Below are 23,573 nucleotides of genomic sequence, written 5' to 3' on the forward strand. Positions count from 1 at the left end.
ATTTGAGCATTTTAGCATTATAGTATATAACTAACTCTAAGTGCGTTTATAATGAGTCTTCAAAATCCGCTCTACTTTACAGACTATGGCGCAGCATATGTCGGCAATTCACTTTTACTACTTGATCAGCTTGAAACTGATTCAGTTGACTTAGTGTTAACTTCACCACCATTTGCTCTTCAACGCAAAAAAACCTACGGTAACGTTGAGCAAGAAGAATACGTGGATTGGCTGTTTGAGTTTTGCCAGAAAGTTCATAGAGTCGTCTCTCCAACTGGAAGCTTTGTAATTGACTTAGGTGGAGCTTATCAAAGCAAACGTCCTATTAGATCTCTACATAACTATCGAATTCTACTCAGACTGTGCGATGATCTGGAATTCAGGCTTGCTGAGGAATTTTTCTGGTTTAATCCAGCAAAATTACCCTCACCAATTGAGTGGGTTAACAAGCAAAAGATTCGAGCTAAAGATGCTGTAAATACAGTGTGGTGGTTATCAAAAACTGATCATCCTAAAGCCAATGTAAGTAATGTTTTAGTCCCTTACTCCGCTCGTATGAAGAAATTACAAGCAAATCCTGAAAAGTATTACACACCGAAAGGGAGACCTTCAGGTCATGATATTGGTAATAAATTTGCTACTAATAATGGGGGTGCAATTCCTTCCAATTTATTAGAAATTCCCAACACTGAGAGCAATTCTAACTACATTAAAATATGTAAATCTATTTCAATATCTCCTCACCCTGCAAGATTTCCACAAAAGTTGCCAATGTTCTTCATTAAATTCTTGACTGATCCTGGAGATAAAGTTTTGGATATATTTGCAGGTTCAAACACTACGGGATTTGTAGCCGAAGAACTAGGAAGAAAATGGATAGCTTTTGAACAAGATTCAGGATATCTTGCTGCTTCAGCATTCCGCTTTTTAAGCAAAGTTCAAAATCCAAGTAATGCTCTTGCTCTTTACGAAAATCTTGTACGCCAGCAAGAGCCGATGTATCTCACTAATCCAAAGCAATTAGCTATGGAGTTGTAATTCTTAGTTTAGAGTGTCAGGTTTTCCTTGAGATAGTTAATCATTATCTTTGGGATATACCAGTTCACCTTCTTTCTCAATCAATCCTAGAGGGATTTTAGGGTTATTGATAGATTCTAGTCCCCCAAGTATTCTTGATTCCCAATAGCTGAACTTAGGTTCGAGTGAACTTGGATGAACCTTGTAGATGGCTTTTAATTCTATCCCTTCATAAACAGCAATATACCAAGCTTTCACAGATCGATATTTGGCAAGAATATCCAAATTTAGATGGTGATGTGTAGTGACACTTCTACTAAGAAGCCTATTGATTGTTTTCAACTCATACTCATTTTCTTTCTCATCAATTGCATCGTTTCCTTCGCGTCCAGGCGATATTCGTAAGCCAAGCAAAATAAGTACTTGAAGAACCTTACCACCATTGTCTTGAAAAACATCATTAATACCATACTCATTTGCAAGGTTTTGCAATTCTTGTATAGCTTCAAGTGCTGTTTGCAGTCGTTCTAGATCCGAACGACGTTCTTTATTTGTGTTATAGCAACCGCCAAGGAGGTTAGGACGCAAAAAGTAAGACATCCTCAATGGCATCTCGTAAAGAATCAAACTGCTCAAGTTTTTTGCGGATTCGACTTTTTAACCAAGACCAACATTTTTCAATCTGATTCAGGTCTGGAGAATAAGGTGGTAGGTACAACACTTCACACCCTGCGTACTCAATCAGTTGTTGAATGCGCCCACCTTTATGAAATGTAGCATTATCCATCACCACAACCTGTCCCGGTTTGAGTGTGGGAAGCAAACAAGCTTCAAGCCAAGTCTCAAATACTATTCGATTACACGCACCCTCAACAGTGAAAGGAGCTATCAGCTGATGGTTACACAGCGCGGCAATTATGTTCACCCGACCTTGACGACGACCTGATTTAAGTGCATGGAAGCGCTGTCCTTTTGAGTTCCAACCGTAATCATACTGGTCTCGGTTGTCCATTCCTGACTCATCGAGGTATACAATCTTCTCCACAGGTAACTTAGACAACTGCGTTACGAAAGCCTGTCGTTTAACCTCATCGCGCTCACGGTAGCCATAAGTCTTTTTTTTCGCGTAAAACCAATTTTTTTCAAAGCTCTTGAGATTGTGCGCTCGCTAATTTCTTCAGGCCGAAAGTGAGGCCATCTCTACTTGGGTTTTATCGCCATGCACGGAAGCGAACTCACGAAATTTTTCCCAATCGGTAATTTTGTGACCATTCCCAGGACGCTTACTAGGCAAGGCTTGGAAGTCCCCCGTTTCGGTTTTTCGCTTCAACCATAGGGTGATGGTGTTGCGACTAATATTAAACATTTGACTGGCTTCAGTTTTCTTCAAGCCATCGAGTTCAATCGCTTGGATTACTTTTTGACGAAGGTCGTAACTGTACGGCTTGGGCATATACCTGTAGCAAGCGATCGCTTCACATGAAAAGGGACTACTTATAGTTTATGCTTAAATTACCTTGGCGGTTGCTATAATTGGTTCTTCAACAGGCTCGACAGAAGAAGGAATGATGACTGGGGCTTGTAATTGAGTAAGAAAGTTAGTGCTAACCACCGTCTGGTGTGTGATATTCATTAAGTACGGTACTGATACTATAAAAGCTTCAGCAATGTCTAAAATTGTTTCAAAGGAGGGAGCGCGTTCGCCACGTTCTATATAGCTAATATGCTCAATAGACTTATTAATGTGCTCTGCAAGCTGCTCCTGTGTAATTTCTCTTTCTTTACGAAGTGCTTTAACTCTTTCACCAAAAAGCTGCTTAGCTTTCTCATAATTGTTCCTCTTCATCAAATTTAAAACGTACTAAAAGTTCGGGTTTTATCGTATGCTAATGAAACTTCTGTGAAAACTAACTAAAAGTACGTTTTCCCTGAGTTGTTACAAATTTAGTGATATTGGGGCGGAGAACATCAGGAGCGAAAAGTTTCAGATGCTCTACCGGGTAAAATAAACACTTTAGTTTATGGGACTAGGAGCAGATAGAGCAGATATAATTACGTCAAATCAGATATCATGCTGCTGTGAGATATTAAACAAGCCTATCAACCTTGAATTACATCGAACCTAAACGTTTTTTCGCGTCTGTTGCATTTATAACTGCTGCAACCAACTTGTAACAACGTCCCTCAAAAGGCTCACCTAAGCTGATAGTTAATATAAATTTGTTAGGTTCAAAGTCTTGAAGACTTAGTTCTTCGATCACTTCCTCACAGTCATATGTTCCCTCTTTAAGAGAAAAGAGTAGGGAGTTCCATACTGGATCTGTAATTGGTAAATTATACTCATTGCTACTTAGTTTAAAAATAGCTCTACTTTTTTTACGACCTTCATAACTAGTAATTTTCCATCGAATTTCACAGGGCTTAATTAAAGCTAAGGAATACTCAGCCCTAGATTTTCTCAAGTCTTCATACTCAATCTGACATCCTGAATTACCTAAGAGTTCAGAAGCACAAGAGTGTTTTTTAATCTCTGGATTTAAAAGCTGTTGAGCTTGAGATAAGTTGCAACTTCCTCCAATAGACCATAATTTATTTTGGTCAATAATCCAATTTTCGGGTTGGTGATATTTTGGCTCTGGTTTAGTACATGGGATTTTGATAATGTCAAAAAGTTCAGGTTCTCTGCCATCCTTTAGAGTGTAATGTTCTGGATATAAAGTACCATCTCTTTTATTAGAGACTGGACGCAGCCAACCTGAACCATCAGTTTTTAAACCAGCAATACAAATTCCACCATGTTTAGTAGATTTCGCCAGGCAGATAATTTCAAAAATAGCCATTTTTACCCCCTGATTTGCACCCTGTCAAGCTTACTTTTACAGGTGATGAATTTTGATCTCTGTGTCTAACTTACTTTGCAAGTACTCAGCAACTAACCTGCGATGGCAATTATGAGGTTTTGCTTCACTACACAATAGACAAGCTTCATCTATAAGGTCTAAATTAACCTTGTTCTCAATCTGTCTCTGTGTCAGCAGTTCATTGAACCTTTTTTCATATGTTGTCCAGTTAATTTCGTTTTTTTTATATTCCTCCAGAATATCTTTAGTTGGAGCTAAATCAAGAATATGAATATATTCAATTTCTGCTATTTTACCCAGAAAGTACTCCAAGTCATTCTTTTTTGTAAAGCCAGCCAATTGGGAAACATTATTCAGTCGAGTATCAATAACTCGTTTCACCCCAGCTTTGATAAGTGTTTCAAAGAATTGTTCCGCTTTTTTCTGGGTAAAACCAATAGTAAATAGATTAACTTGCTTGCTCATGAGAATCTTCTGTATCCATATATTTGTGTTCTACATAGGCTATTTTCTCAGCTTGTAGCTGGTATGCTCGTTGAATTAATTCCTCGCGAGTAAAAGGTTTTTCTATAGTATCTGTGGCTTGCGTATCAAATAGAGAAAGTTGTTTAACATAATTTTTATTTTTAGGCAAAAAATTAGATAAATTATGCTGTTTTAATAATCTATCTTCTAAACAGTCATGTGATTCTAAATCACCATTTTTATGAATATGGTTGATTTCTAAATTAGTCTTTTTCAAATGTGGACAAACCAAAATAGCTCTATGGCAAACAATAGGGTCTTTTTCAGCACACATTAAAGTAATTTGATATTGTTTAGCACCTTGGATGAGACGATTTAACCCAGTTGCAAAACCTTTTGTTGCACTAATTAAATCATAACGAGCCATACCATCTACATAGCAGATCCGATCATCAGGACGAGCGCCTAAATTATCACCCAGCCTGACATAGGCAATATCTACAGCTGCGAGGGATTTTTTCAAAGCAGCTTGATTGAAATGTGGAAATATGCGGCTATAAGGGCTAGATCGGACATCTGCTACAGCAGTAATTCCATGTTGCTGCAAAAGTGCAATAAAATTTTCAATTGAATGATTGGAGTGTCCAATCGTGAACATTTTCATAAATTCTGATACTGTTAGAGTCATGGACAAATTTACCAGTATAATACCAGAATAAAAAAGCGGGCTAACCGCTAATGATGTGGTTAACCCGTTCAGCTTTGGGAACGCGCTGAGAAATATTTATTGCAATACCAACTTGACATTGGCGTTTTGCAGACCGCGCTGTTTGACTTCAGACAAGGTTTTGTTAACAGCGTACTTTTGGTTGATGGAGTTGATTAACTCGGTTTGGTTGTGCTTCTTAGCAACGCCCCACAGGTCAGCGATGAGGTCAAAGGAACCATCGCTATTACGAGACCAACCTAGATCATATTCACCTTCCAAAACAGCCACGATGTCCGAACGAACGCGCTGGCCATTGTAACCACGAACATCAGCTTCAGTCTTTACGCTGATACCTAAGTCGCGTAAAGAAGACTTGAGGATTTCAGCATCGGTGATTTTGGTACGCAGAGTGCTAAAATGAGACATTTGGGTTTCCTCCAGTGAGAAGAGTGAGAAAAAAGACAACGGTTTTTTTTCGGTAAGCCGCGCTGATGGAAATGCGGCTTTTTCTCTTTGCTGCTAGCTTTTGGGCTAGCCTTTGCCCCCGGGGTGAGCAGGGGAAAGCTTTTAAAACTCCAGGCGCTGATATTCAGCAACGGAGGCTGCGGCGGGTCGTGCGCGCTGTCTAGCCCAATCTCTCAGGGCTGTTACTTGTTCTTGCATCGTCCGAGACAACGGCAGAGTCGCTTTTAGTGCAGCAATAATATCTAATTGTGTGAACTCGCGGTCTTGGGCAAAGGCTTCATACATTGCCGCCACAAGTGCTTGTTCAATTTCTGCCCCCGAGAAGCCGTCAGACATCTTGGCTAATTGCTCAAGATCGAATCGCGAAATTTCTTCACGACGCTTGGTGAGGTGGATTTTGTAAATATCCTGGCGTTCTTCGGTTGTGGGCAGATCCACAAAGAAAATTTCGTCAAAACGTCCTTTCCGTAAAAATTCTCCTGGTAAGCGTTCCACTCGGTTAGCAGTGGCCATGACGAAGACTGGAGATTTTTTATCTTGCATCCATGTTAGGAAAGAACCAAAGATTCTACTTGATGTACCCCCATCTGAATCAGATGAACCTGAGCTACCCGCAAAGGATTTATCTAACTCGTCTATGAACAGAATCGCTGGAGAGATAGATTCTGCTGTTTTTAGGGCATTACGTAAATTTGCTTCACTTCTTCCCACCATTGAGCCGTCATATACCCGCCCCATATCTAGGCGTAGTAATGGTAAACCCCATAGTCGGGAGGTAGTTTTGGCAATTAGCGACTTACCGCAACCAGGAACACCAAGAATTAACATCCCTTTGGGTTGAGGTAAACCATACTCTCTTGCCCTTTCTGTGAAGGCATTCGATCGCTGTTTGAGCCACCTTTTTAGTTCTTCTAAGCCCCCTACAGCATCAATGGTTGCATCTTCTTCGATGTATTCTAAAATACCATTGCGCCGAATTAGTTGCTTTTTCTCTGATAGAACTATATCTACTTCCTCTTCCGTTAGGCGACCTGTAGTTACTTGTGCCTTACGGTATACTTTCTCAGATTCGTCTTTAGTTAAACCTAAAGCGGCTCTGAGAAGCTTTTCTCGCGCCTCGGTTGTCAGTCGTCGCCCCCGATTTTGCTCTAAATGGTAAGTTAAGACTTTGTTTAACTCCGCCATGTCTGGCAATTGGAAGTCAATCACCACAACTTCTTTCTCTAGTTCAATGGGAACTTGCTGCATGGGTGACATCAAAATGATGTTCTTCTGCATTCCCTTGAAGCTGGCGATCGCATCTCTTAACGACCTTGTTGTGGCCGGCGCATCAATAAACGGATGTAAATCTTTAAGAATAAATATACCAGGTTCTTTCTGTCGGATTATCCACTCAATTGCAGCCTCTGGGGAAACAGTGTTGTGTTGAGTGACGTTCCGGGGTTGCCCACATTCCACGATGCCGTGAGTTACTGTCCAGACGTATACGCGGCGTTGGGGCTTTAATATTTGGGCGATTGTGGAAATTGCCTGTTCCGCCCGCTCTTCCTCGGAGGTCACAAGGTAGATTAGAGGATATTGAGCTTGAATTAGAATACTGAGCTCTTCTTTCATACAATCGACCTGCTTGAGACCTTATACAGTAAAGACATCGTTTTTTGGTTGTGGCAACAGCAGAATTATGAATTGTTCATTCATCATTCTTACCTAGCAAGGAACCAATTCTTCCTCACCCTTGGGATGAGTTTCATCTTTTTCCATTTCATCAATAGATAGATGCTCCCTCATTATTCCCGGTTGATTACCCATAGCAATCAGTTCTCCATCACGTAAGACTAATGAACTGTCACAATCTGGGCAGGAATAAATTCGGTGTGTTCGTCCATACACAGAAGCTTCAATTTCCTCCACTAATTCTGAGTTAGCTAGGTAGAAGACTAGGGCGCGTTCGGCAAGTTCAGACATCGGTTCGGAATCAATAGCTGAACGAATCTTCAGTTTTTTGTGAACTTCTGGCGACAAATACAAAGTAACCTTTTGCTTAGCTTGCATATAACTCTTTGACGGCCTTACCCGGGTATGTATATCACCTTATCGGTTGGTTTATCAGTTGTCAAGACGTTAAAGCGTTTTAACGCTATTTTTGTTACGTTTATTTACAATAGATGAGTCAAGAATGATCATTTGTTCGACAACATTGCCTGGACGTGAAGGATTCTGGCGCGGGAATCCCCGGAGGTCAAAGACTTCAAGGGTGAATTTTCAATTGCTTAATGCTCCTCATCCCCGTCATCCTCATGAATTTCCAACCCAGAACCAGCTATTTTTACAAGAATGATCGTGAATAAGGTACAGAAACCTGATAGATTTAGCTATCAGCGAGTAAAAACTGGTGAAGATGAAAGTCCTGGTTATTGGTGGTGATGGATATTGCGGTTGGGCAACTGCACTTTACCTTTCCAACCGAGGTTATGAAGTTGGAATTTTAGATAGTTTGGTGCGGCGGCACTGGGATAATGAATTGGGTCTGGAAACTCTAACTCCCATCGCACCAATTCAGCAACGCCTCCAGCGCTGGCAAGATTTGACAGGTAAATCTATCGACCTATTCATTGGCGATATTACTAACTACGAATTTCTCAAGAAAGTTCTACACCAATTTGAGCCCCAGGCTCTAGTGCATTTTGGTGAACAACGATCAGCGCCCTTTTCCATGATTGACCGAGAACACGCAGTTCTCACCCAGGTCAATAACGTAGTCGGCACATTAAACCTGCTCTACGCCATGCGAGAAGATTTCCCAGATTGCCACATGGTAAAACTGGGAACAATGGGCGAATATGGTACACCCAATATCGACATCGAAGAGGGGTACATCACAATTGAACACAACGGGCGCAAAGATACCCTACCGTATCCTAAGCAACCCGGCTCCATGTACCACCTGAGCAAAGTTCATGATAGTCATAATATCAACTTTGCTTGCCGTATCTGGGGATTAAGAGCTACAGACCTAAATCAAGGGATAGTTTATGGCGTTCTCACCGAAGAAACGGGAATGGACGAAATGTTAATTAATCGTCTTGATTATGATGGAGTGTTTGGAACAGCACTAAATCGTTTCTGTATCCAAGCTGCCATTGCCCACCCCCTCACCGTCTACGGTAAAGGTGGACAAACTCGTGGCTTCTTAGATATTCGGGATACAGTACGATGTATTGAACTAGCGATCGCTAACCCTGCAGCGCCAGGGGAATTCCGGGTATTTAACCAATTTACTGAACTATTCAGCATTGGTGACCTGGCATTAATGGTGAAAAAAGCTGGCAATGCCATAGGACTGAATGTAGACATCAATCACCTGGATAACCCCAGAGTGGAAAAAGAAGAACACTACTTCAACGCTAAAAATACCAAACTGCTAGACCTAGGTTTACAGCCGCACTATCTGTCTGACTCCTTACTAGATTCTCTATTAAACTTTGCCGTCAAGTATCAAAAACGAGTTGATCACCAGCAAATTCTGCCCAAGGTCTCTTGGCACAGAAATTAATTCTCAGCCTGTAGCGAAACATCCTTTTTGACTGAGCATCAACTATATAGTTTGTAGGGTGGGCATCTTGCCCACTTCTACCTAGCAGGGCGGACTGACCATAAAGCCTGCATATGCACGATTTGTATCTATACCCACCAGACCGAGTGTCCGGGTAATTGATTGCCATCCAAAAGCATCTGGGATTATCTGCTTATTTAGTTTTTATGAGAATCGCCCTATTTACTGAAACCTTTCTCCCGAAAATTGACGGCATAGTCACGCGCCTGCGCCATACTGTAGACCATCTCCAGCGCCGTGGTGACCAAGTACTAGTGTTTGCCCCTGATGGCGGCATCACCGAACACAAAGGAGCTCAAGTTTACGGCGTGAGTGGTTTTCCGCTGCCATTGTATCCAGAGCTAAAAATGGCCTTACCCCGTCCCGCCATTGGTTCTGCTTTAGAAGAATTTCAGCCAGATATTATTCATGTGGTTAATCCAGCTGTCTTAGGACTGGCGGGAATTTTTTATAGCAAGATCCTCAAAATACCATTAGTAGCCTCCTACCATACCCATTTACCTCAATACCTCCAGCATTACGGATTGGGAATGCTAGAAGGGCTGCTGTGGGAATTGCTCAAAGGTGCTCATAATCAAGCCGCTTTGAATCTTTGTACCTCTACGGCGATGATGACAGAACTCACAGGACATGGTATCGAACGGGTCAATATCTGGCAAAGAGGTGTAGATACAGAATTATTTCATCCTAATTTAGCTACTGGGGTCATGCGATCGCGTCTGTCTGAAAATCACCCAGACAGTCCCTTGCTACTCTATGTCGGTCGTCTTTCCGCCGAAAAGGAAATTGAGCGCATCAAGCCCATATTAGCAGCAATTCCCGATGCTCGATTGGCATTGGTAGGTGATGGTCCCCACCGTCAAGAATTAGAAAAACATTTTGCCGACACTCCCACCCATTTTGTGGGATATCTCATGGGGCCAGAATTAGGTTCTGCCTTTGCTAGCGCTGATGCCTTTATTTTTCCCTCTCGCACAGAAACACTAGGTCTGGTGCTACTAGAAGCAATGGCCGCTGGTTGTCCGGTAGTAGCAGCCCGTTCTGGGGGAATTCCTGATATTGTTACAGATGGCCTCAATGGCTATCTTTTTGACCCCACAGCAGATGTTGAAGATGCCATTAATGCCACTGTCCGCCTCCTACAACACAAGCAAGAACGAGATGTCATCCGTCACAACGCCCGTAGAGAGGCAGAAAAATGGGGCTGGTCAGCTGCCACAGGTCAGCTACAAGATTACTATCAAAAGGTGCTTTTCTCGGAAAAAATGACAAAAGTAGCCTAAATAGACATTTGTATAACCCCCTCCATGAAAACTGCTTTGAGACTCCCCGCACCCTTGGTGACGGGGATTGTTATTTCATCTGTCCTCTTTAGAGACTTAGAGGATGTTTGTCAAGTCATGATTAGTGTATCGAATATTATTTGACCCCTCCCTAACCCTCCCCTTGTAAGGCTATGCATTACCCACATTTTTCTTAACAATTAAACAAAAGACTTAACATCACAGTGAAAGCCTTGATGGCTATAGTTTTGAAAGAGGAGAGTGGGTAATGGCATCATGGAAAAGTGGGCAGCGAAAGAATTGGCACAGGTAAACTTAGGGGATGCACGTCGAAACAAGCGGTTAATCAGGATAGTAGAAGATTTAGCAGCACAACCAGATAGTAGTGTACCACTTGCTTGTGGAAATATAGCAGCAACAAAGGCGGCATATAATTTTTGGAAATCACCACATTTTCAAGCAAGTGATATTGGTGCTGCCCACACATCCAGCACCATAGAAAGAATCAAAAAACATGAGATAGTATTGGCAATACAAGATACAACAAACATAGATTTGACATCGCACCCAGCCACAAAAGGAGTAGGTTATCTTGACCACAGAAAATCATCAGGATTAAAAGTACATTCAACACTTGCAGCCACAAGTAATGGAGTACCGTTAGGAATTATTGAGCAGCAAGTATGGGCAAGAGAACAAGAGAATTTAGGTATTGCTAAAAAACGTCGTCAACGAGAGACAAAAGAAAAAGAAAGTCAACGTTGGTTGGATGGGTTGCAGACTACACAAAATTTGATTCCCTCAGAAATTGAAGTAATAACAATATGTGACTCAGAAGCGGATATATTTGACCTTTTTAGCCAGCAACGTCGAGAAAAATCACACTTACTAATTCGTGGGACTCATAATCGTAAAGTAGACCATTGTGGCAAATATCTACATCTTGCCATTCGTCAAATCGAAGCATCTGGAACAGTGACTGTAGAAGTCAAACGGTCTCCAGAACATAGTTCCAGACAGGCGAGACTGACAATTAGGTTCACGAGTTTTGATATTCAAGTACCATTACACCATATTGGACGTTTACAGCTAAAACCTGTCAGGTTACAAGTAATTTTGGCAGAAGAGGAAAATCCACCTCCAGGAACAAATCCCATTAGTTGGTTATTAATTACTAGCTTAGAAATTAACAGTCTAGAAGATGCTGCATGTTGTGTTCAATGGTACACTTACCGTTGGTTGATAGAACGTTATCATTACACATTAAAAAGTGGCTGTGGCATCGAGAAATTACAACTGGAAACTGCTGACCGAATTCACATGGCACTAGCCACTTATACTATTGTCGCTTGGCGATTGTTATGGCTTACTTATCAAGCACGAGTTCATCCTGATTTACCTTGTGATGTTGTTTTGGAAAACAGTGAATGGCAGTCCTTATGTGCCACTATCAACAAAAATCCTATTCCTCCAGACCAGCCACCTTCTTTGCATGATGCTGTGCGAATGATTGCCACTCTTGGTGGTTTTTTGGGTCGCAAAGGTGATGGTGAACCGGGTGTGAAAACCATTTGGCGTGGGCTACGACGCTTACACGATATTGCTGCTACTTGGCAATTACTTCACTCCGATTCCCCATCTCATCTTGATATTTAGCGATCGCCTATGGCGGAGGGGTAGCCCCTCGCCCCTGTATTCAAAAACTCAATCACCTGTTGGGTTTTCTCAATGTCCATACTTATTCTTTTTTGTCAATCCTCCCCACTATGCACATCTCTACAACCTTTATTGTGTTTGCCTTCCAGCAATGTTAAGAAAGATGTGGGTAATGGATAGCCTTGTAAGGGGAGGGGACTGGATTTTATTGTTTTTTGTGTGTTCCCCAATCCTTCCCAATCCTTCCCAATCCTTCCTATTCCCTGTTCGATGTGTTCCCTGTTCCCTAAGATAAAAATTACCTGTTGAAAACTTATCAAACATCCTCTTAGAGACTATGGGATAGGACTTTTGAGTTTTGCTATATAAACCTGCTATTTGTACTCCTTCAGCTTGTAGTTTCCCCATCATCATTTTGAAAGGGACTTTTGCCAATTTGCAGTTGTTTTTTCGTTTTTTTCAGTTGTTTCCATAAAGCTTTGATTTGTTCGTAAGCTTCTTCTGGGGTGAGCTTTCCACCAGTCTCTAAATTACAGATATAACTGATACGTTGAGCAAATTCCTGCAAATTTGCATTAAAAACCAAATTTTCCGGCTTGACATGACCATAGTAGCGTCCACGAGGATAGAGAAAATCATCTTTGTTCATTATTTTTTTCTCCATTTTTGTTGTGTTTATTTTCCATCAATAAATTCTCGAACTGTATCCCACGCAACTTTTTTTATTCTTGTCTTCTTTGTCTAAAATCATGGGTTTTTTTGTACTTGAAAGTTTTTAATATAACTAAATAATTAACTACCCTCAATTTTTTTTCTCAGACCCAATTAGTTTACATTAAGACTTTAATCATACCGGGGTGAGACAAGAAATGGTTAATTATGATTGGGAATTTCAAACATTAAGTCAAACCTCAAACCTTTGACAAAAAGCTGTATAAACAATTTACAGAACATTTTGTGTAAGTGAGATACAGTAGGGCGACATGATTCCTACCCTACGGGAGTTTTAAGATTAATACTCGCACCTCATTTACCTGTAATCTGCTGTATTTACTTAATTGGCAAAATATGATAGTTTTATAGTCTGATTGTTGAGAACTTATTTCATTAAATTATCATTAAATGATAAACTAGATTTTGTCAATTGATTACATATTTTATCCTTGATCACCTTTTTTCAGGTGTATGTGCTTGATATCAGCTAACCAACTATAGCTAACTCAGCACCAATGGCGGATATTGAAGCACAAAAGATAAAATAGTTAAGCCTAAAAGGTCGAAAACTACCCACAGCGTACAAATTTATCTCATATCATGTCTGTTTATCCCCAGTTATACGAAGGCAAAGCTAAAATTCTCTATGCAACGGACGAGCCAGAAGTCCTGTTAGCTGATTTCAAAGATGATGCCACGGCTTTTAATGCCCAGAAACGTGGCAGTATTATCAACAAGGGAAAAATTAACTGTAGCATTTCTAGCCGGCTATTTCAGCAATTAGAAACACAAGGTATAAAAACACACTATATTGACAGTCCTCAACCGCATCAAATGCGAGTCAAGGCTGTGAAGATTGTGCCACTAGAAGTAGTGGTGAGAAATATTGCCGCAGGAAGTCTGTGTCAGCAAACAGGATTACCAATAGGTACAGTGCTCAAACAACCTTTAGTGGAATTTTATTACAAAAATGACCAGTTGGGAGATCCACTGTTAACACGCGATCGCCTATTCCTCTTAAAACTAGCAACACCGGAACAAGTAGAGACAATTCACAATCTAGCATTGCAAGTCAACGAATTTCTCCGGGGCTTTTGGCAGCAGTGCGGCATTACCCTAGTAGACTTCAAACTAGAATTTGGTTTGGACTCAAAACAGCAGATACTCTTGGCAGATGAAATCAGCCCGGATACCTGCCGTTTATGGAACACAGGCGAAGCAGATCCTAACTTGAGGGTGATGGATAAAGACCGTTTCCGTCGGGATTTGGGAAATGTAGAAAATGCTTACCAGGAGGTATTAGAAAGAGTGCTAAAAGCAGTAGAAACTAAAACTTGAAATGGTCAAAAGCAAAAAGTCAGAATCAATAGTTTTTGACTGATGCTTTGTGAACCATCAGTAAATAGGCAATAGGAAGCAACTTGATTTGCACCTGGGGTCTTGTGCATAAGAGTAATGGTGTGTGGATGTGATAGCTTGCGTGGCGTAGCCATAGAGGAATTGAAAGAACATGCGTTTATCTCCGGTATGGATGGCATTTGTAGCAGTTGCAGCGCCACTAGGCATCTGTGGGAGTGCAAATGCCCAAAGTATTAATAATTCAGAACAGACAACAGAAGTTTTTAGTCCTGGGTTCAATCAGCAGTCAGCAATTGAAACCAAAAATCAGTCTTTGTTCACGGTTACCCCCGTGAAATCATCCCAGAAGACAACAGCAGAAGTAATTGTCCCCACCTTAACAAGCCTGAAAGTTGATTCGGTTCCGGAAATTGCCCCCCCAGTGCTCACGGCTCAAACTACTCCCGGTGGAGAAAATTCCAGTACTCCAAGCTCAGAACCTCGAGTACTGGTATCAGAAGTAGTTGTCAGATCAGAAAAGGGACAACTAACACCGGAACTAGAAAGGCAAGTTTACAGCGTCATTCGTACTCAACCAGGTCGCACAACAACCAGATCTGAACTGCAAGAAGATATTAATGCCATCTTTGCCACTGGGTTCTTTGCCAACGTTGAAGCAGTGCCAGAAGATACACCTGTGGGCGTACGGGTAAGCTTTATTGTCCAACTTAACCCCGTCCTCACCAAAGTACAAGTGCAAGCTAATCCGGGAACTGATGTTCCCTCGGTACTAGCTCCCGGTACTGTGGATGCAGTCTTTGGTGAGCAATATGGTCAAGTCCTCAACCTGAGACAATTCCAAGCAGGTATCCAGCAGTTAACTAAAAAGTACCAAGAACAAGGTTACGTATTAGCCAACCTCATTGGCTCACCACAAATTTCGGAAACCGGCCTTGTCACCCTACAAATAGCCGAAGGGGTGGTAGAAAATATTCAGGTCCGCTTCCAGGATCGCGAAGGTCGGGAGGTAGATGAAAACGGAGAACCAATTCAGGGACGAACCCAAGAATATATAATTACCCGAGAAATGAAGTTAAGTCCAGGAGAAGTATTTAACCGGGACATAGTACAAACAGACCTCCAGAGAGTATTTGGACTGGGGCTATTTGAAGATGTCAACATATCTCTTGACCCTGGTACTGACCCTAGTCAGGTAAAAGTAGTAGTGAACGTAGCCGAACGTACTAGTGGGTCTATTGCAGCTGGAGCCGGGTTTAGTTCTGCCAGTGGATTATTTGGGACTGTAAGCTATCAGCAGCAAAACCTAGGAGGAAGAAACCAAAACCTAGGAGCCGAAGTACAGATCGGACAACGGGAGCTGCTTTTTGATCTGCGGTTTACAGACCCCTGGATTGCCGGTGACCCCTATAGAACTTCTTATACAACAAATATTTTTCGCCGCAGTTCAGTTTCATTAATTTTTGACGGCAAAGATGAGAATATAAGGACATTTCAACCAGGTGAAACCGACGGCGATCGCCCTCGTGTTCTCCGATTAGGTGGTGGTGTTAATTTCAACCGTCCATTATCTCCCAATCCCTATGAAAGATCAGAATGGAGTGCTTCAGCCGGATTGCAGTATCAACGAATTTCCACCCGTGATGCTGATGGTAATATCAGACCGGAAGGAGCCGCAGTATTCGAGGATGGAGTGCCCACAGAAACAGTTCCTCTAAGCCTCTCAGGGGGAGGTGAAGATGACTTAGTGTTATTACAACTAGGCGCACAGCGCGACCTGCGTAATAACCAATTGCAACCAACAGCAGGTTCTTTGCTACGCTTTGGTGTGGATCAGTCCGTACCAGTGGGACTAGGTAGCATTTTTCTAACCAGACTCCGGGGTAACTATAGTCAATACTTACCTGTGAGGTTGACCAACTTCGCACCGGGGGCGCAAACCCTAGCCTTTAACGTGCAAGGCGGAACCATTCTGGGTGACTTACCGCCCTATGAAGCTTTTACCCTAGGCGGTAGCAACTCTGTGCGGGGTTACGAAGAAGGAGCCTTAACCAGTGGACGCAGTTATGTCCAAGCCTCTGTTGAGTATCGCTTCCCTGTATTCTCAGTGGTTAACGGCGCACTGTTTGTTGATGTCGGTAGTGACTTAGGAACCACAACTCAGGCGGCTAACGTCCTCAACAAAAACGGTAGTGGCTACGGTTACGGTTTGGGTGTGCGTGTACAATCGCCACTAGGCCCCATTCGGATTGACTACGGCATTAACGATGACGGCGATAGTCGCATCAATTTTGGTATTGGTGAAAGGTTTTAACGGCACTTGCTAATTTTGGCATTTGCCTCAATACTATTCCGATAAGGGGTCATCACCGAAACTGCAAATGAATCACATATTAACTTTTAGCTCATGGAACAACACACCATAGCAGGAGAAATCACTCAAACTGGAGTGGGACTGCATAGTGGTGTGAGTACCCATGTGCGCATATTCCCAGCTTCATCTGGGAGTGGGCGGTACTTTGTGCGGGTGGATTTGCCAGATTTCCCAATCATTCCGGCTCAAGTTACCGCCGTCAGTCAAACTCTGCTCTCTACTCAATTGGGCCAAGGTGAAGCTGGCGTGCGCACAGTGGAGCACTTATTAGCAGCCCTGGCCGGTATGGGTGTCGATAACGCCCGCATTGAAATTGATGGACCAGAAGTACCACTATTAGACGGTTCAGCACAGGTTTGGACTGACAGTATTACTCAAGTTGGCTTAGTGTCGCAACCAACTAGTAAACCAGTTCCCTTGGTGGTGAAACAGCCCATCTGGATTTATGAAAATGATGCTTTTGCTTGCGCCCTTCCAGCATCAATAACCCGTTTTAGTTACGAGATTGATTTTGAACTGTCGGCTATTGGCAACCAATGGTACAGTTGGTCATTGAGTGACAACTTTGTGGCGGAAATTGCTCCGGTTCGTACTTTTGGGTTACTACACCAAATTGAATACTTACAGAAAACCGGGTTAATTAAGGGTGGTAGCTTGGATAACGCCCTTGTTTGTGGGTCAGAAGGTTGGGTAAATCCACCACTCAGGTTTGAAAATGAACCAGTTCGTCATAAAATATTAGATTTAGTAGGAGATTTGAGTTTATTGGGAAATTTTCCTCAAGCTCATTTCTTAGCATATAAAGCCAGCCACAATTTACACATTCAACTGGCTCGGAAAATTTTAGAACAGGAATCGGGTAAAATCTAAAATCTCAGGTTTTCACCCATGACTACTTAATTCATTAATTACAAATTCAACACAGCGCTAATGGCAATTGTCACCCCAGTGAATAGTCCCGATACTACTACACCTACATCTACCCCAGAAAAAAGTACTGAAATTAAAACCACATTTTCATCTGAAGAAATTCAGAAATTGCTACCCCACCGTTACCCATTCCTATTGGTAGATAAAATCATTGACTATGTTCCCGAAAAACTGGCTGTAGGCGTTAAAAATGTCACTGTCAATGAACCACAGTTCCAGGGACATTTCCCAGAACGTCCCCTGATGCCTGGAGTGCTGATTGTTGAAGCAATGGCACAGGTTGGGGGTATTATTCTTAAGCAATTACCAGGGTTTGAGGAGGGACTATTTGTGTTTGCTGGTATCGATAAAGTGCGATTCCGCCGCCAGGTAGTTCCGGGAGATCAGCTAGTGATGACAGTAGAACTATTGTGGATAAAACAACGTCGTTTCGCTAAAGTACAAGCCCGTGCAGAGGTTGACGGTCAACTTGCTACTGAAGGCGAATTAATGTTTTCTCGAATTAACTAATAAGCTGTCGAGTGGGTAAAGCCGTGGTTGACTCTTAAGCTCGACTTCCATAAATAACAAAACATCATCCAGTCTAGATTTTCGTTGCTCTTACACACAACTTGCTTTGCTCGACACTTTTGGCCACTGATTGTATAAACGCCATTAATCGCGTTTCTACACTTAAAAAAGTTCTGGAGATTCACCCTTGAAAACGCTTATTCATCCCACTGCTGTAATTCATCCTCAATCGGAACTTCACCCAACAGTGCAAGTCGGTGCCTATGCTGTGATTGGAGCTAATGTCAAAGTCGGACATGGAAACAATTATTGGCCCTCATGTCGTGCTAGAAGGTCCTTGTGAGATTGGAGCGCGAAATCAGATTTTTCCCGGTGCTGCTATTGGTATGGAACCCCAGGATCTCAAGTTTGTTGGCGAACCAACTTGGGTGAAAATTGGTGACAATAACTTAATTCGTGAATATGTCACTATTAACCGTGCTACTGGGGCGGGTGAGGCTACGGTGATTGGCAATAATAACCTGTTAATGGCTTATGTACACGTAGCTCACAACTGCATAATTGAAGACCACGTGATTATTCCTAACTCCGTGGCATTGGCGGGTCACGTCCATATAGAGTCACGCGCCAGGTTGGGCGGAGTTTTAGGGGTGCATCAATTTGTACATATTGGTCAACACGCAATGGTCGGAGGGATGGCACGTATTGACCGCGATGTCCCTCCTTATATGTTGGTGGAGGGAAATCCTGCACGGGTGAGAACTCTGAATCTAGTAGGGTTAAAACGTTCTGGGATGAGTTCTGAGGATTTACAAGTTTTGAAAAAGGCTTTTCGGCTTCTCTATCGCTCTGGTTTAAGTTTTAAGGAGGCTTTAGAAGCACTCGAACAACTCGGAGACAGTGAACAACTGCAATCCCTGCGTCGTTTTCTCCTACTTTCTCAAATGTCTGGAAGACGTGGGTTAATTCCGGGAAGGAAAAAAACCAGCCCCCATGATGACTCTTGAAGTTATACAGCTTTTATTGGGGTGAGATGGACAAGAACGGGCATCATTCCCACCCCGGAATAGTTTTATCATTCACTGTAGTGCCTATATTCGTTAAATATACTGTATTTTATCAGTATAGTGTAACTACTTATTTATCCGTTGTTAAATATGAATTTTTATTAATTATCAAATGCGTATATTTATCAGCACAGGGGAAGTATCTGGGGATTTGCAAGGCTCATTGCTGATTCAGGCAATTAAGCGTCAATCCGCTGGTTTAAAATTAGAAATTGTGGCTCTGGGTGGGGAAAAAATGGCAGCCCAGGGCGCTACTATTTTGGGGAAAACTAGTGGTATTGGTTCTATGGGTTTGGTGGAATCTTTGCCTTATATTTTCCCTACTATTAGGGTACAACGTCAGGCGATCGCTTTTTTGCAACAATACCCCCCTGATTTAGTCATACTAATTGATTATATGGGACCTAATCTGGGCATTGGTACTTATATGCAAAAGCATTTACCACAGGTACCAGTAGTTTATTACATCGCTCCCCAAGAGTGGGTTTGGTCTATTGGTTTACGTAATACATCCCGTATTGTCAGCTTTACAGATAAACTCTTGGCTATCTTCCCAGAAGAAGCCCGTTATTTTCGCGAGAATGGCGCACAAGTGCAGTGGGTTGGTCACCCCCTAGTTGACAGAATGCAAGATGCACCCAGTCGCTCAGTAGCTCGGGCTAAATTGCAAATTCCACCCGCACAAAAGGCGATCGCACTCCTCCCAGCTTCTCGTCATCAAGAGTTAAAATACCTCTTACCAGTAATTTTTCAAGCTGCTCAAAGTATTCAAGCTCAATTACCATTCGTCCATTTTTGGATTCCCCTATCTCTGGAAGCTTACAGACAACCCATAGAAGCAGCTATTCAACGTTATGGTTTACGGGCGACAATTCTGTGCGAGCAACAAAAAGAACTATTTGCCGCCGCTGATCTGGCTATCACTAAATCTGGTACGGTTAACCTCGAACTGGCTTTATTAAATGTGCCCCAAGTTGTGGTTTATCGCCTCAACCCCTTGACTGTTTGGATTGCTCGCAACATTCTTAAAGGTTCTATACCTTTTGCTTCACCAGTTAATTTGGTGGTGATGAAGCCCATTGTACCAGAATTCCTACAAGAACAAGCGACACCGGAAAATATTCTCCAAGCATCTATGGAATTACTCTTAAATCCTGAGCGCCGACAGCAAACTTTCGCAGATTATACCCAAATGCGTCAGCTGTTGGGGGAGGTAGGTGTATGCGATCGCGCTGCTGCAGAGATTTTGCAAATGTTACCAGGTCTTGGAAAGTAGGAAATAATAACTAGAAGCAGATGAAACAAAACCGCCCTATCGCTGTGGATTTATTTGCTGGTGCTGGGGGGATGACCCTCGGTTTTGAACAAGCTGGCTTTGATGTATTAGCATCTGTAGAAATTGACCCTATCCACTGTGCAACCCACAAGTTTAATTTTCCTTTTTGGACTGTTTTATGTCAGCCTGTTGAAGAAACTACCAGTCAACATATTAGACAAAATTCGGCTATTGGTAATCAAGAAATTGATGTCATCTTTGGTGGTCCGCCCTGTCAGGGATTCTCATTAATAGGTAAACGTTCTTTTCAAGACCCTAGAAATTCCTTAGTATTTCATTACATTAGATTAGTATTAGCACTCCAGCCCAAGTTTTTTGTCATGGAAAATGTCAAAGGAATGACGGTGGGAAAACATCAAGAATTCATTGCACAAATTATTCATGAATTTGAGATTAATGGTTATCAAGTTAAACAAAAATATCAGGTTTTAAATTCTGCCTATTTTGGAGTTCCCCAAAATCGCGAACGGTTATTTATTCTCGGTTGTCGTCATGATTTAGAACTACCAAATTATCCAGACACCATTACTCAACCAGCTAAACAAAAGAAATCAGGATTCTCTCATCAATTAAACTTAAGTCCCACAGTTTGGGAAGCATTGCAAGATTTACCGGAGATTGAAAAATATGATGAATTGTATCAACGTGATTGGGTAGTTGCAGAGTTGGGAAAGCCGAGTGATTACGGTCTATTACTGCGTGGTTTAAATTCGGCAAATAATGACTATGGATATCAACGTCACTATGACTCTACCATCTTGACCTCCAGTTTAAGAACAAAGCATAGTTTAGAGTCTATGACCAGATTTGCAGCTACACTTCCTGGTACAACCGAAAAAATTAGCCGCTTCTATAAACTTGACCCCCAAGGAATTTGTAATACTCTCAGAGCAGGTACACCTAGTAATCGCGGAGCTTTTACCTCCCCTAGACCTATACATCCGTTTATACCCAGATGTATTACTGTGCGGGAAGCAGCGCGGTTACATTCCTATCCCGATTGGTTTAGGTTTCATGTGACAAAATGGCACGGATTTAGACAAGTGGGTAATTCTGTTCCTCCTTTATTGGCTAAAGCTGTAGGGTTAGAAATTATTAAATGTTTAGATTTAAAGTTAGATAAACCCAAAATTATCAAACATTTAGGAGATGAGAGGTTACTAAATTTAGATATGACAGCAGCAGCTAAATATTACGGTGTTGATTCCCAGATAATAGAGCGGAGAAAAATAAGCGAATACTAAGATAAAAACTAATAGTCCCACAAAAGTTATATTTGCCTAGCAAAAATTAACATAACTTTTGCTAGGAATAGAATTTATAGTTCGTTTATATTTGCGGCACATTTTCATGAAATAAGGGAACATAAACTGTACAGATGCTTTTACTTCTTTGTCTTGTATTTCATTAATCCATTTATATATAATGTCAATTATTTGTCCTAATTCATAATAAATTATTCTTAATTCTACATTTCCATACAAAACTTCGTAACCTATTAGATTTAGCTGCTCTGCTATAAGCCGTATAGAACCTAGTTCAAGGTCGCAAATTTCTTCATCTTCATTTAATTTTGATTGAGCAAGGCATAATCCCTTACCCTCAGAGATAAAAAGGTCGCAAACTGGTATTTGCTTTGTTTTATTATCTTCACAAAACACAATAAAATGATATGGATCTGCTCCGGTACCTTCATAAGTCCTGCTATATACGTTTTTCCAAATCTCTATATCTTTGTGTTGTATAGTTTTTTCAAACATTTTGAGAGAGTTTAAGCTGTTATCTATTGCTCTCTGTCGATTTTGACCTCTATAACTAGCTAAAGCAATTGCTCCACCTACTATAATGAAAAAGCTTTTAACAAAATCTATCAAAATTATGACATTAGATAAATCCCAGGAAAAACCTAAGCACTTATACATATTTTATAAACTATTGTATTTCTGAATTTGAGATAAATAAAAAAGTTTTTATTCCTATTGTTACCTTTTTTTTAATATAGCGATCGCATACTAATAGTTCAAGTCACAGAAGCGATCGCTAAAAATTATTACTGCTTATTTCCACTAGATAAACTACCTGCATTAAGGTTAATTAAAGGTAAAGTACCATCACCAGTGATGACTGTAGGAAAACGACCATCCCATTTTTCTATAGCTTGCTTTTGCAGTAACTCAGGTGTTAAAGTTTGCCTTTGTAATCTTTGCGCTTCTGCTTGACCTTTAGCCCGGTTAATTTCAGCTTGGGCTTCTTGAGTAGCTTTTTGAGCAATAAATTCTGCTTGTTTAGCCTCCTGTTCTGCTATTTGTTTAGATTCAATTGCTCTACTAAACTCTGGAGAAAAGGAGAAGTTTACCAAGGAAACGTCATCTATAATAATACCGTAAGACTCTACACGTTTTTTTAGATTACTATCAATTTCTTGTTTTAATTCTGTTCTTTTGGTAATTACTTCCTCGGCTGTTTTTTTAGCCGTAGCCGCTTTGAGAACTTCCGATACTGCTGGGGTAATAATACCATCAATAATTAATGTTTCATCTCCCACTTGTTGATAAATGCGATTTACCTTCAGTGGGTCAATGCGCCAGTTAACTGCAAGTTCTGTGGTAATTGTTTGCAAGTCTTTAGAAGCTGCATCGGATTGGAAAGTATTTTTTTGCACCCGGACATTAATTCTTTTAACTGATATGACTATGGGTATAATCGGGTGTAGCCCTTCATCTAAAACTCTATCCTGTACCTTGCCAAACTGCATCAATACACCCCTTTCACCCGCATTAATAACCGCAAAAGGACGCATAATTATTGCCAAAAATAAAATAAATATTCCTCCAGCAATATAAATTGCATAGGGAAATCTATTCTGAAGATTGATGCTAATTTTACTCATTTTTCCCTCCATAATTGGTGCGATCGCTCTCAAAGGTGTGATAAATTTAGAGTATATTATTATACTGCAAGAATCTAAAGCAGGTAATGATCAGCTTGGTGTTGTTCAAACAAAACAAGATATTGGCTATTGTAATCAAAAATTTCCTCAGCTAAGTCGTTCCATATCAGCACAATTTATGGATAGCAATTTAATTGCCATGTTTGAACTAGCAATAGAGGAAAGTGAAGTAAAAATCGTTCAAGAAAAACATTATAAACTAGTTCCTGCTAATCATATTTCTACAGTAGATTTGCAAAATTATCGCAATTGCGAATAAACTATACT

The 23,573-nt window shown here is 41.2% G+C and carries 22 protein-coding genes and 2 pseudogenes; 12 read left to right on the forward strand and 12 right to left on the reverse strand.

The features are described 5' to 3' along the window. The first annotated feature begins 51 nt into the window (after positions 1 to 51). Entirely contained in the window at positions 52 to 1,038 is a 987-nt protein-coding gene (locus AC6IZ0_RS08190) for a DNA-methyltransferase (RefSeq protein WP_497725750.1), read from the forward strand. A 36-nt stretch (positions 1,039 to 1,074) separates the two neighbouring features. Here AC6IZ0_RS08190 and AC6IZ0_RS08195 read toward each other — a convergent pair whose 3' ends face one another. The 9 genes and pseudogenes from AC6IZ0_RS08195 to AC6IZ0_RS08235 all read right to left on the reverse strand — a co-directional run bounded on the left by AC6IZ0_RS08195 (position 1,075) and on the right by AC6IZ0_RS08235 (position 7,569). Next, entirely contained in the window at positions 1,075 to 1,617 is a 543-nt protein-coding gene (locus AC6IZ0_RS08195) for a hypothetical protein (protein WP_497725751.1), read from the reverse strand. Next, positions 1,595 to 2,470: pseudogene (locus AC6IZ0_RS08200) on the reverse strand (IS630 family transposase). Before AC6IZ0_RS08200 ends, AC6IZ0_RS08195 begins: the two are co-directional and overlap by 23 nt. A 54-nt stretch (positions 2,471 to 2,524) precedes the next feature. Then, positions 2,525 to 2,863: a helix-turn-helix domain-containing protein gene (locus AC6IZ0_RS08205; protein ID WP_497725752.1), complete on the reverse strand. Its 339-nt coding sequence runs from the start codon at positions 2,861 to 2,863 to the stop codon at positions 2,525 to 2,527. 265 nt (positions 2,864 to 3,128) lie between these two features. Then, the gene (locus AC6IZ0_RS08210) at positions 3,129 to 3,857 is read right to left on the reverse strand and encodes a dual OB domain-containing protein (RefSeq protein WP_497725753.1); all 729 of its coding nucleotides are present in this window, start codon (positions 3,855 to 3,857) and stop codon (positions 3,129 to 3,131) included. A gap of 36 nt (positions 3,858 to 3,893) precedes the next feature. After that, the gene (locus AC6IZ0_RS08215; RefSeq protein WP_497725754.1) at positions 3,894 to 4,343 is read right to left on the reverse strand and encodes a DUF488 domain-containing protein; all 450 of its coding nucleotides are present in this window, start codon (positions 4,341 to 4,343) and stop codon (positions 3,894 to 3,896) included. Further along, the gene (locus AC6IZ0_RS08220) at positions 4,327 to 5,031 is read right to left on the reverse strand and encodes a DUF488 domain-containing protein (protein ID WP_497725755.1); all 705 of its coding nucleotides are present in this window, start codon (positions 5,029 to 5,031) and stop codon (positions 4,327 to 4,329) included. Before AC6IZ0_RS08220 ends, AC6IZ0_RS08215 begins: the two co-directional genes overlap by 17 nt. Before the next feature lie 96 nt (positions 5,032 to 5,127). Next, positions 5,128 to 5,478: a DUF1257 domain-containing protein gene (locus AC6IZ0_RS08225; protein WP_089090590.1), complete on the reverse strand. Its 351-nt coding sequence runs from the start codon at positions 5,476 to 5,478 to the stop codon at positions 5,128 to 5,130. A 141-nt stretch (positions 5,479 to 5,619) separates the two neighbouring features. After that, positions 5,620 to 7,131 (reverse strand): stress-responsive protein Ycf46, encoded by a 1,512-nt coding sequence (gene ycf46 / locus AC6IZ0_RS08230; RefSeq protein ID WP_271733831.1) that lies wholly within the window; start codon positions 7,129 to 7,131, stop codon positions 5,620 to 5,622. 93 nt (positions 7,132 to 7,224) lie between these two features. Continuing rightward, positions 7,225 to 7,569: a slr0373 family blue light stress response protein gene (locus tag AC6IZ0_RS08235; RefSeq protein ID WP_271733830.1), complete on the reverse strand. Its 345-nt coding sequence runs from the start codon at positions 7,567 to 7,569 to the stop codon at positions 7,225 to 7,227. 346 nt (positions 7,570 to 7,915) lie between these two features. Here AC6IZ0_RS08235 and AC6IZ0_RS08240 point away from each other — a divergent pair, with 346 nt between their 5' ends. From AC6IZ0_RS08240 to AC6IZ0_RS08250, 3 genes are all read left to right on the forward strand, one after another. Then, positions 7,916 to 9,070 carry an NAD-dependent epimerase/dehydratase family protein gene (locus AC6IZ0_RS08240; RefSeq protein ID WP_497725756.1) on the forward strand — a complete coding sequence of 385 codons (1,155 nt, stop codon included), beginning with the start codon at positions 7,916 to 7,918 and terminating at the stop codon, positions 9,068 to 9,070. 206 nt (positions 9,071 to 9,276) lie between these two features. Continuing rightward, positions 9,277 to 10,413, forward strand: a complete 1,137-nt coding sequence (locus AC6IZ0_RS08245; protein ID WP_497725757.1) for a glycosyltransferase family 4 protein — start codon at positions 9,277 to 9,279, stop codon at positions 10,411 to 10,413. Positions 10,414 to 10,689: 276 nt separating this feature from the next. Next, complete coding sequence (locus tag AC6IZ0_RS08250) at positions 10,690 to 12,069, forward strand: IS4 family transposase (RefSeq protein ID WP_497725758.1); 1,380 nt, start codon at positions 10,690 to 10,692, stop codon at positions 12,067 to 12,069. Positions 12,070 to 12,457: 388 nt separating this feature from the next. Here AC6IZ0_RS08250 and AC6IZ0_RS08255 read toward each other — a convergent pair whose 3' ends face one another. Then, complete coding sequence (locus tag AC6IZ0_RS08255; RefSeq protein WP_271732247.1) at positions 12,458 to 12,733, reverse strand: DUF7219 family protein; 276 nt, start codon at positions 12,731 to 12,733, stop codon at positions 12,458 to 12,460. Between the two features lie 650 nt (positions 12,734 to 13,383). Between AC6IZ0_RS08255 and purC the strand changes: the two genes are divergently transcribed. The 7 genes and pseudogenes from purC to AC6IZ0_RS08290 all read left to right on the forward strand — a co-directional run bounded on the left by purC (position 13,384) and on the right by AC6IZ0_RS08290 (position 21,600). Next, positions 13,384 to 14,121, forward strand: coding sequence for a phosphoribosylaminoimidazolesuccinocarboxamide synthase (gene purC / locus AC6IZ0_RS08260; protein WP_497725759.1), 738 nt, complete (start codon positions 13,384 to 13,386; stop codon positions 14,119 to 14,121). A 172-nt stretch (positions 14,122 to 14,293) separates the two neighbouring features. After that, positions 14,294 to 16,453 (forward strand): BamA/TamA family outer membrane protein, encoded by a 2,160-nt coding sequence (locus tag AC6IZ0_RS08265; protein ID WP_497725760.1) that lies wholly within the window; start codon positions 14,294 to 14,296, stop codon positions 16,451 to 16,453. A gap of 93 nt (positions 16,454 to 16,546) precedes the next feature. Continuing rightward, positions 16,547 to 17,383, forward strand: coding sequence for a UDP-3-O-acyl-N-acetylglucosamine deacetylase (lpxC, locus tag AC6IZ0_RS08270; protein WP_497725761.1), 837 nt, complete (start codon positions 16,547 to 16,549; stop codon positions 17,381 to 17,383). Between the two features lie 60 nt (positions 17,384 to 17,443). Further along, positions 17,444 to 17,953 (forward strand): 3-hydroxyacyl-ACP dehydratase FabZ, encoded by a 510-nt coding sequence (fabZ, locus tag AC6IZ0_RS08275; RefSeq protein WP_271732243.1) that lies wholly within the window; start codon positions 17,444 to 17,446, stop codon positions 17,951 to 17,953. A gap of 187 nt (positions 17,954 to 18,140) precedes the next feature. Further along, positions 18,141 to 18,960: pseudogene (gene lpxA / locus AC6IZ0_RS08280) on the forward strand (acyl-ACP--UDP-N-acetylglucosamine O-acyltransferase). Between the two features lie 172 nt (positions 18,961 to 19,132). Then, positions 19,133 to 20,296, forward strand: a complete 1,164-nt coding sequence (lpxB, locus tag AC6IZ0_RS08285) for a lipid-A-disaccharide synthase (RefSeq protein WP_497725762.1) — start codon at positions 19,133 to 19,135, stop codon at positions 20,294 to 20,296. A gap of 20 nt (positions 20,297 to 20,316) precedes the next feature. Next, positions 20,317 to 21,600, forward strand: a complete 1,284-nt coding sequence (locus tag AC6IZ0_RS08290; protein ID WP_497725763.1) for a DNA cytosine methyltransferase — start codon at positions 20,317 to 20,319, stop codon at positions 21,598 to 21,600. A 36-nt stretch (positions 21,601 to 21,636) separates the two neighbouring features. Here the strand turns inward: AC6IZ0_RS08290 and AC6IZ0_RS08295 are convergent, their stop codons facing one another. Next, the gene (locus AC6IZ0_RS08295) at positions 21,637 to 22,278 is read right to left on the reverse strand and encodes a hypothetical protein (RefSeq protein ID WP_497725764.1); all 642 of its coding nucleotides are present in this window, start codon (positions 22,276 to 22,278) and stop codon (positions 21,637 to 21,639) included. 128 nt (positions 22,279 to 22,406) lie between these two features. Continuing rightward, positions 22,407 to 23,246, reverse strand: coding sequence for a prohibitin family protein (locus AC6IZ0_RS08300; RefSeq protein ID WP_497725765.1), 840 nt, complete (start codon positions 23,244 to 23,246; stop codon positions 22,407 to 22,409). On the opposite strand from AC6IZ0_RS08300, the gene AC6IZ0_RS08305 reads away from it, so the two are divergent. Then, the gene (locus AC6IZ0_RS08305; protein ID WP_497725766.1) at positions 23,230 to 23,565 is read left to right on the forward strand and encodes a hypothetical protein; all 336 of its coding nucleotides are present in this window, start codon (positions 23,230 to 23,232) and stop codon (positions 23,563 to 23,565) included. The two genes, AC6IZ0_RS08300 and AC6IZ0_RS08305, sit on opposite strands and share 17 nt — an antisense overlap. The last annotated feature ends 8 nt before the right edge of the window (positions 23,566 to 23,573 follow it).

The sequence above is a fragment of the Anabaenopsis sp. NIES-4685 genome (assembly GCF_059725405.1).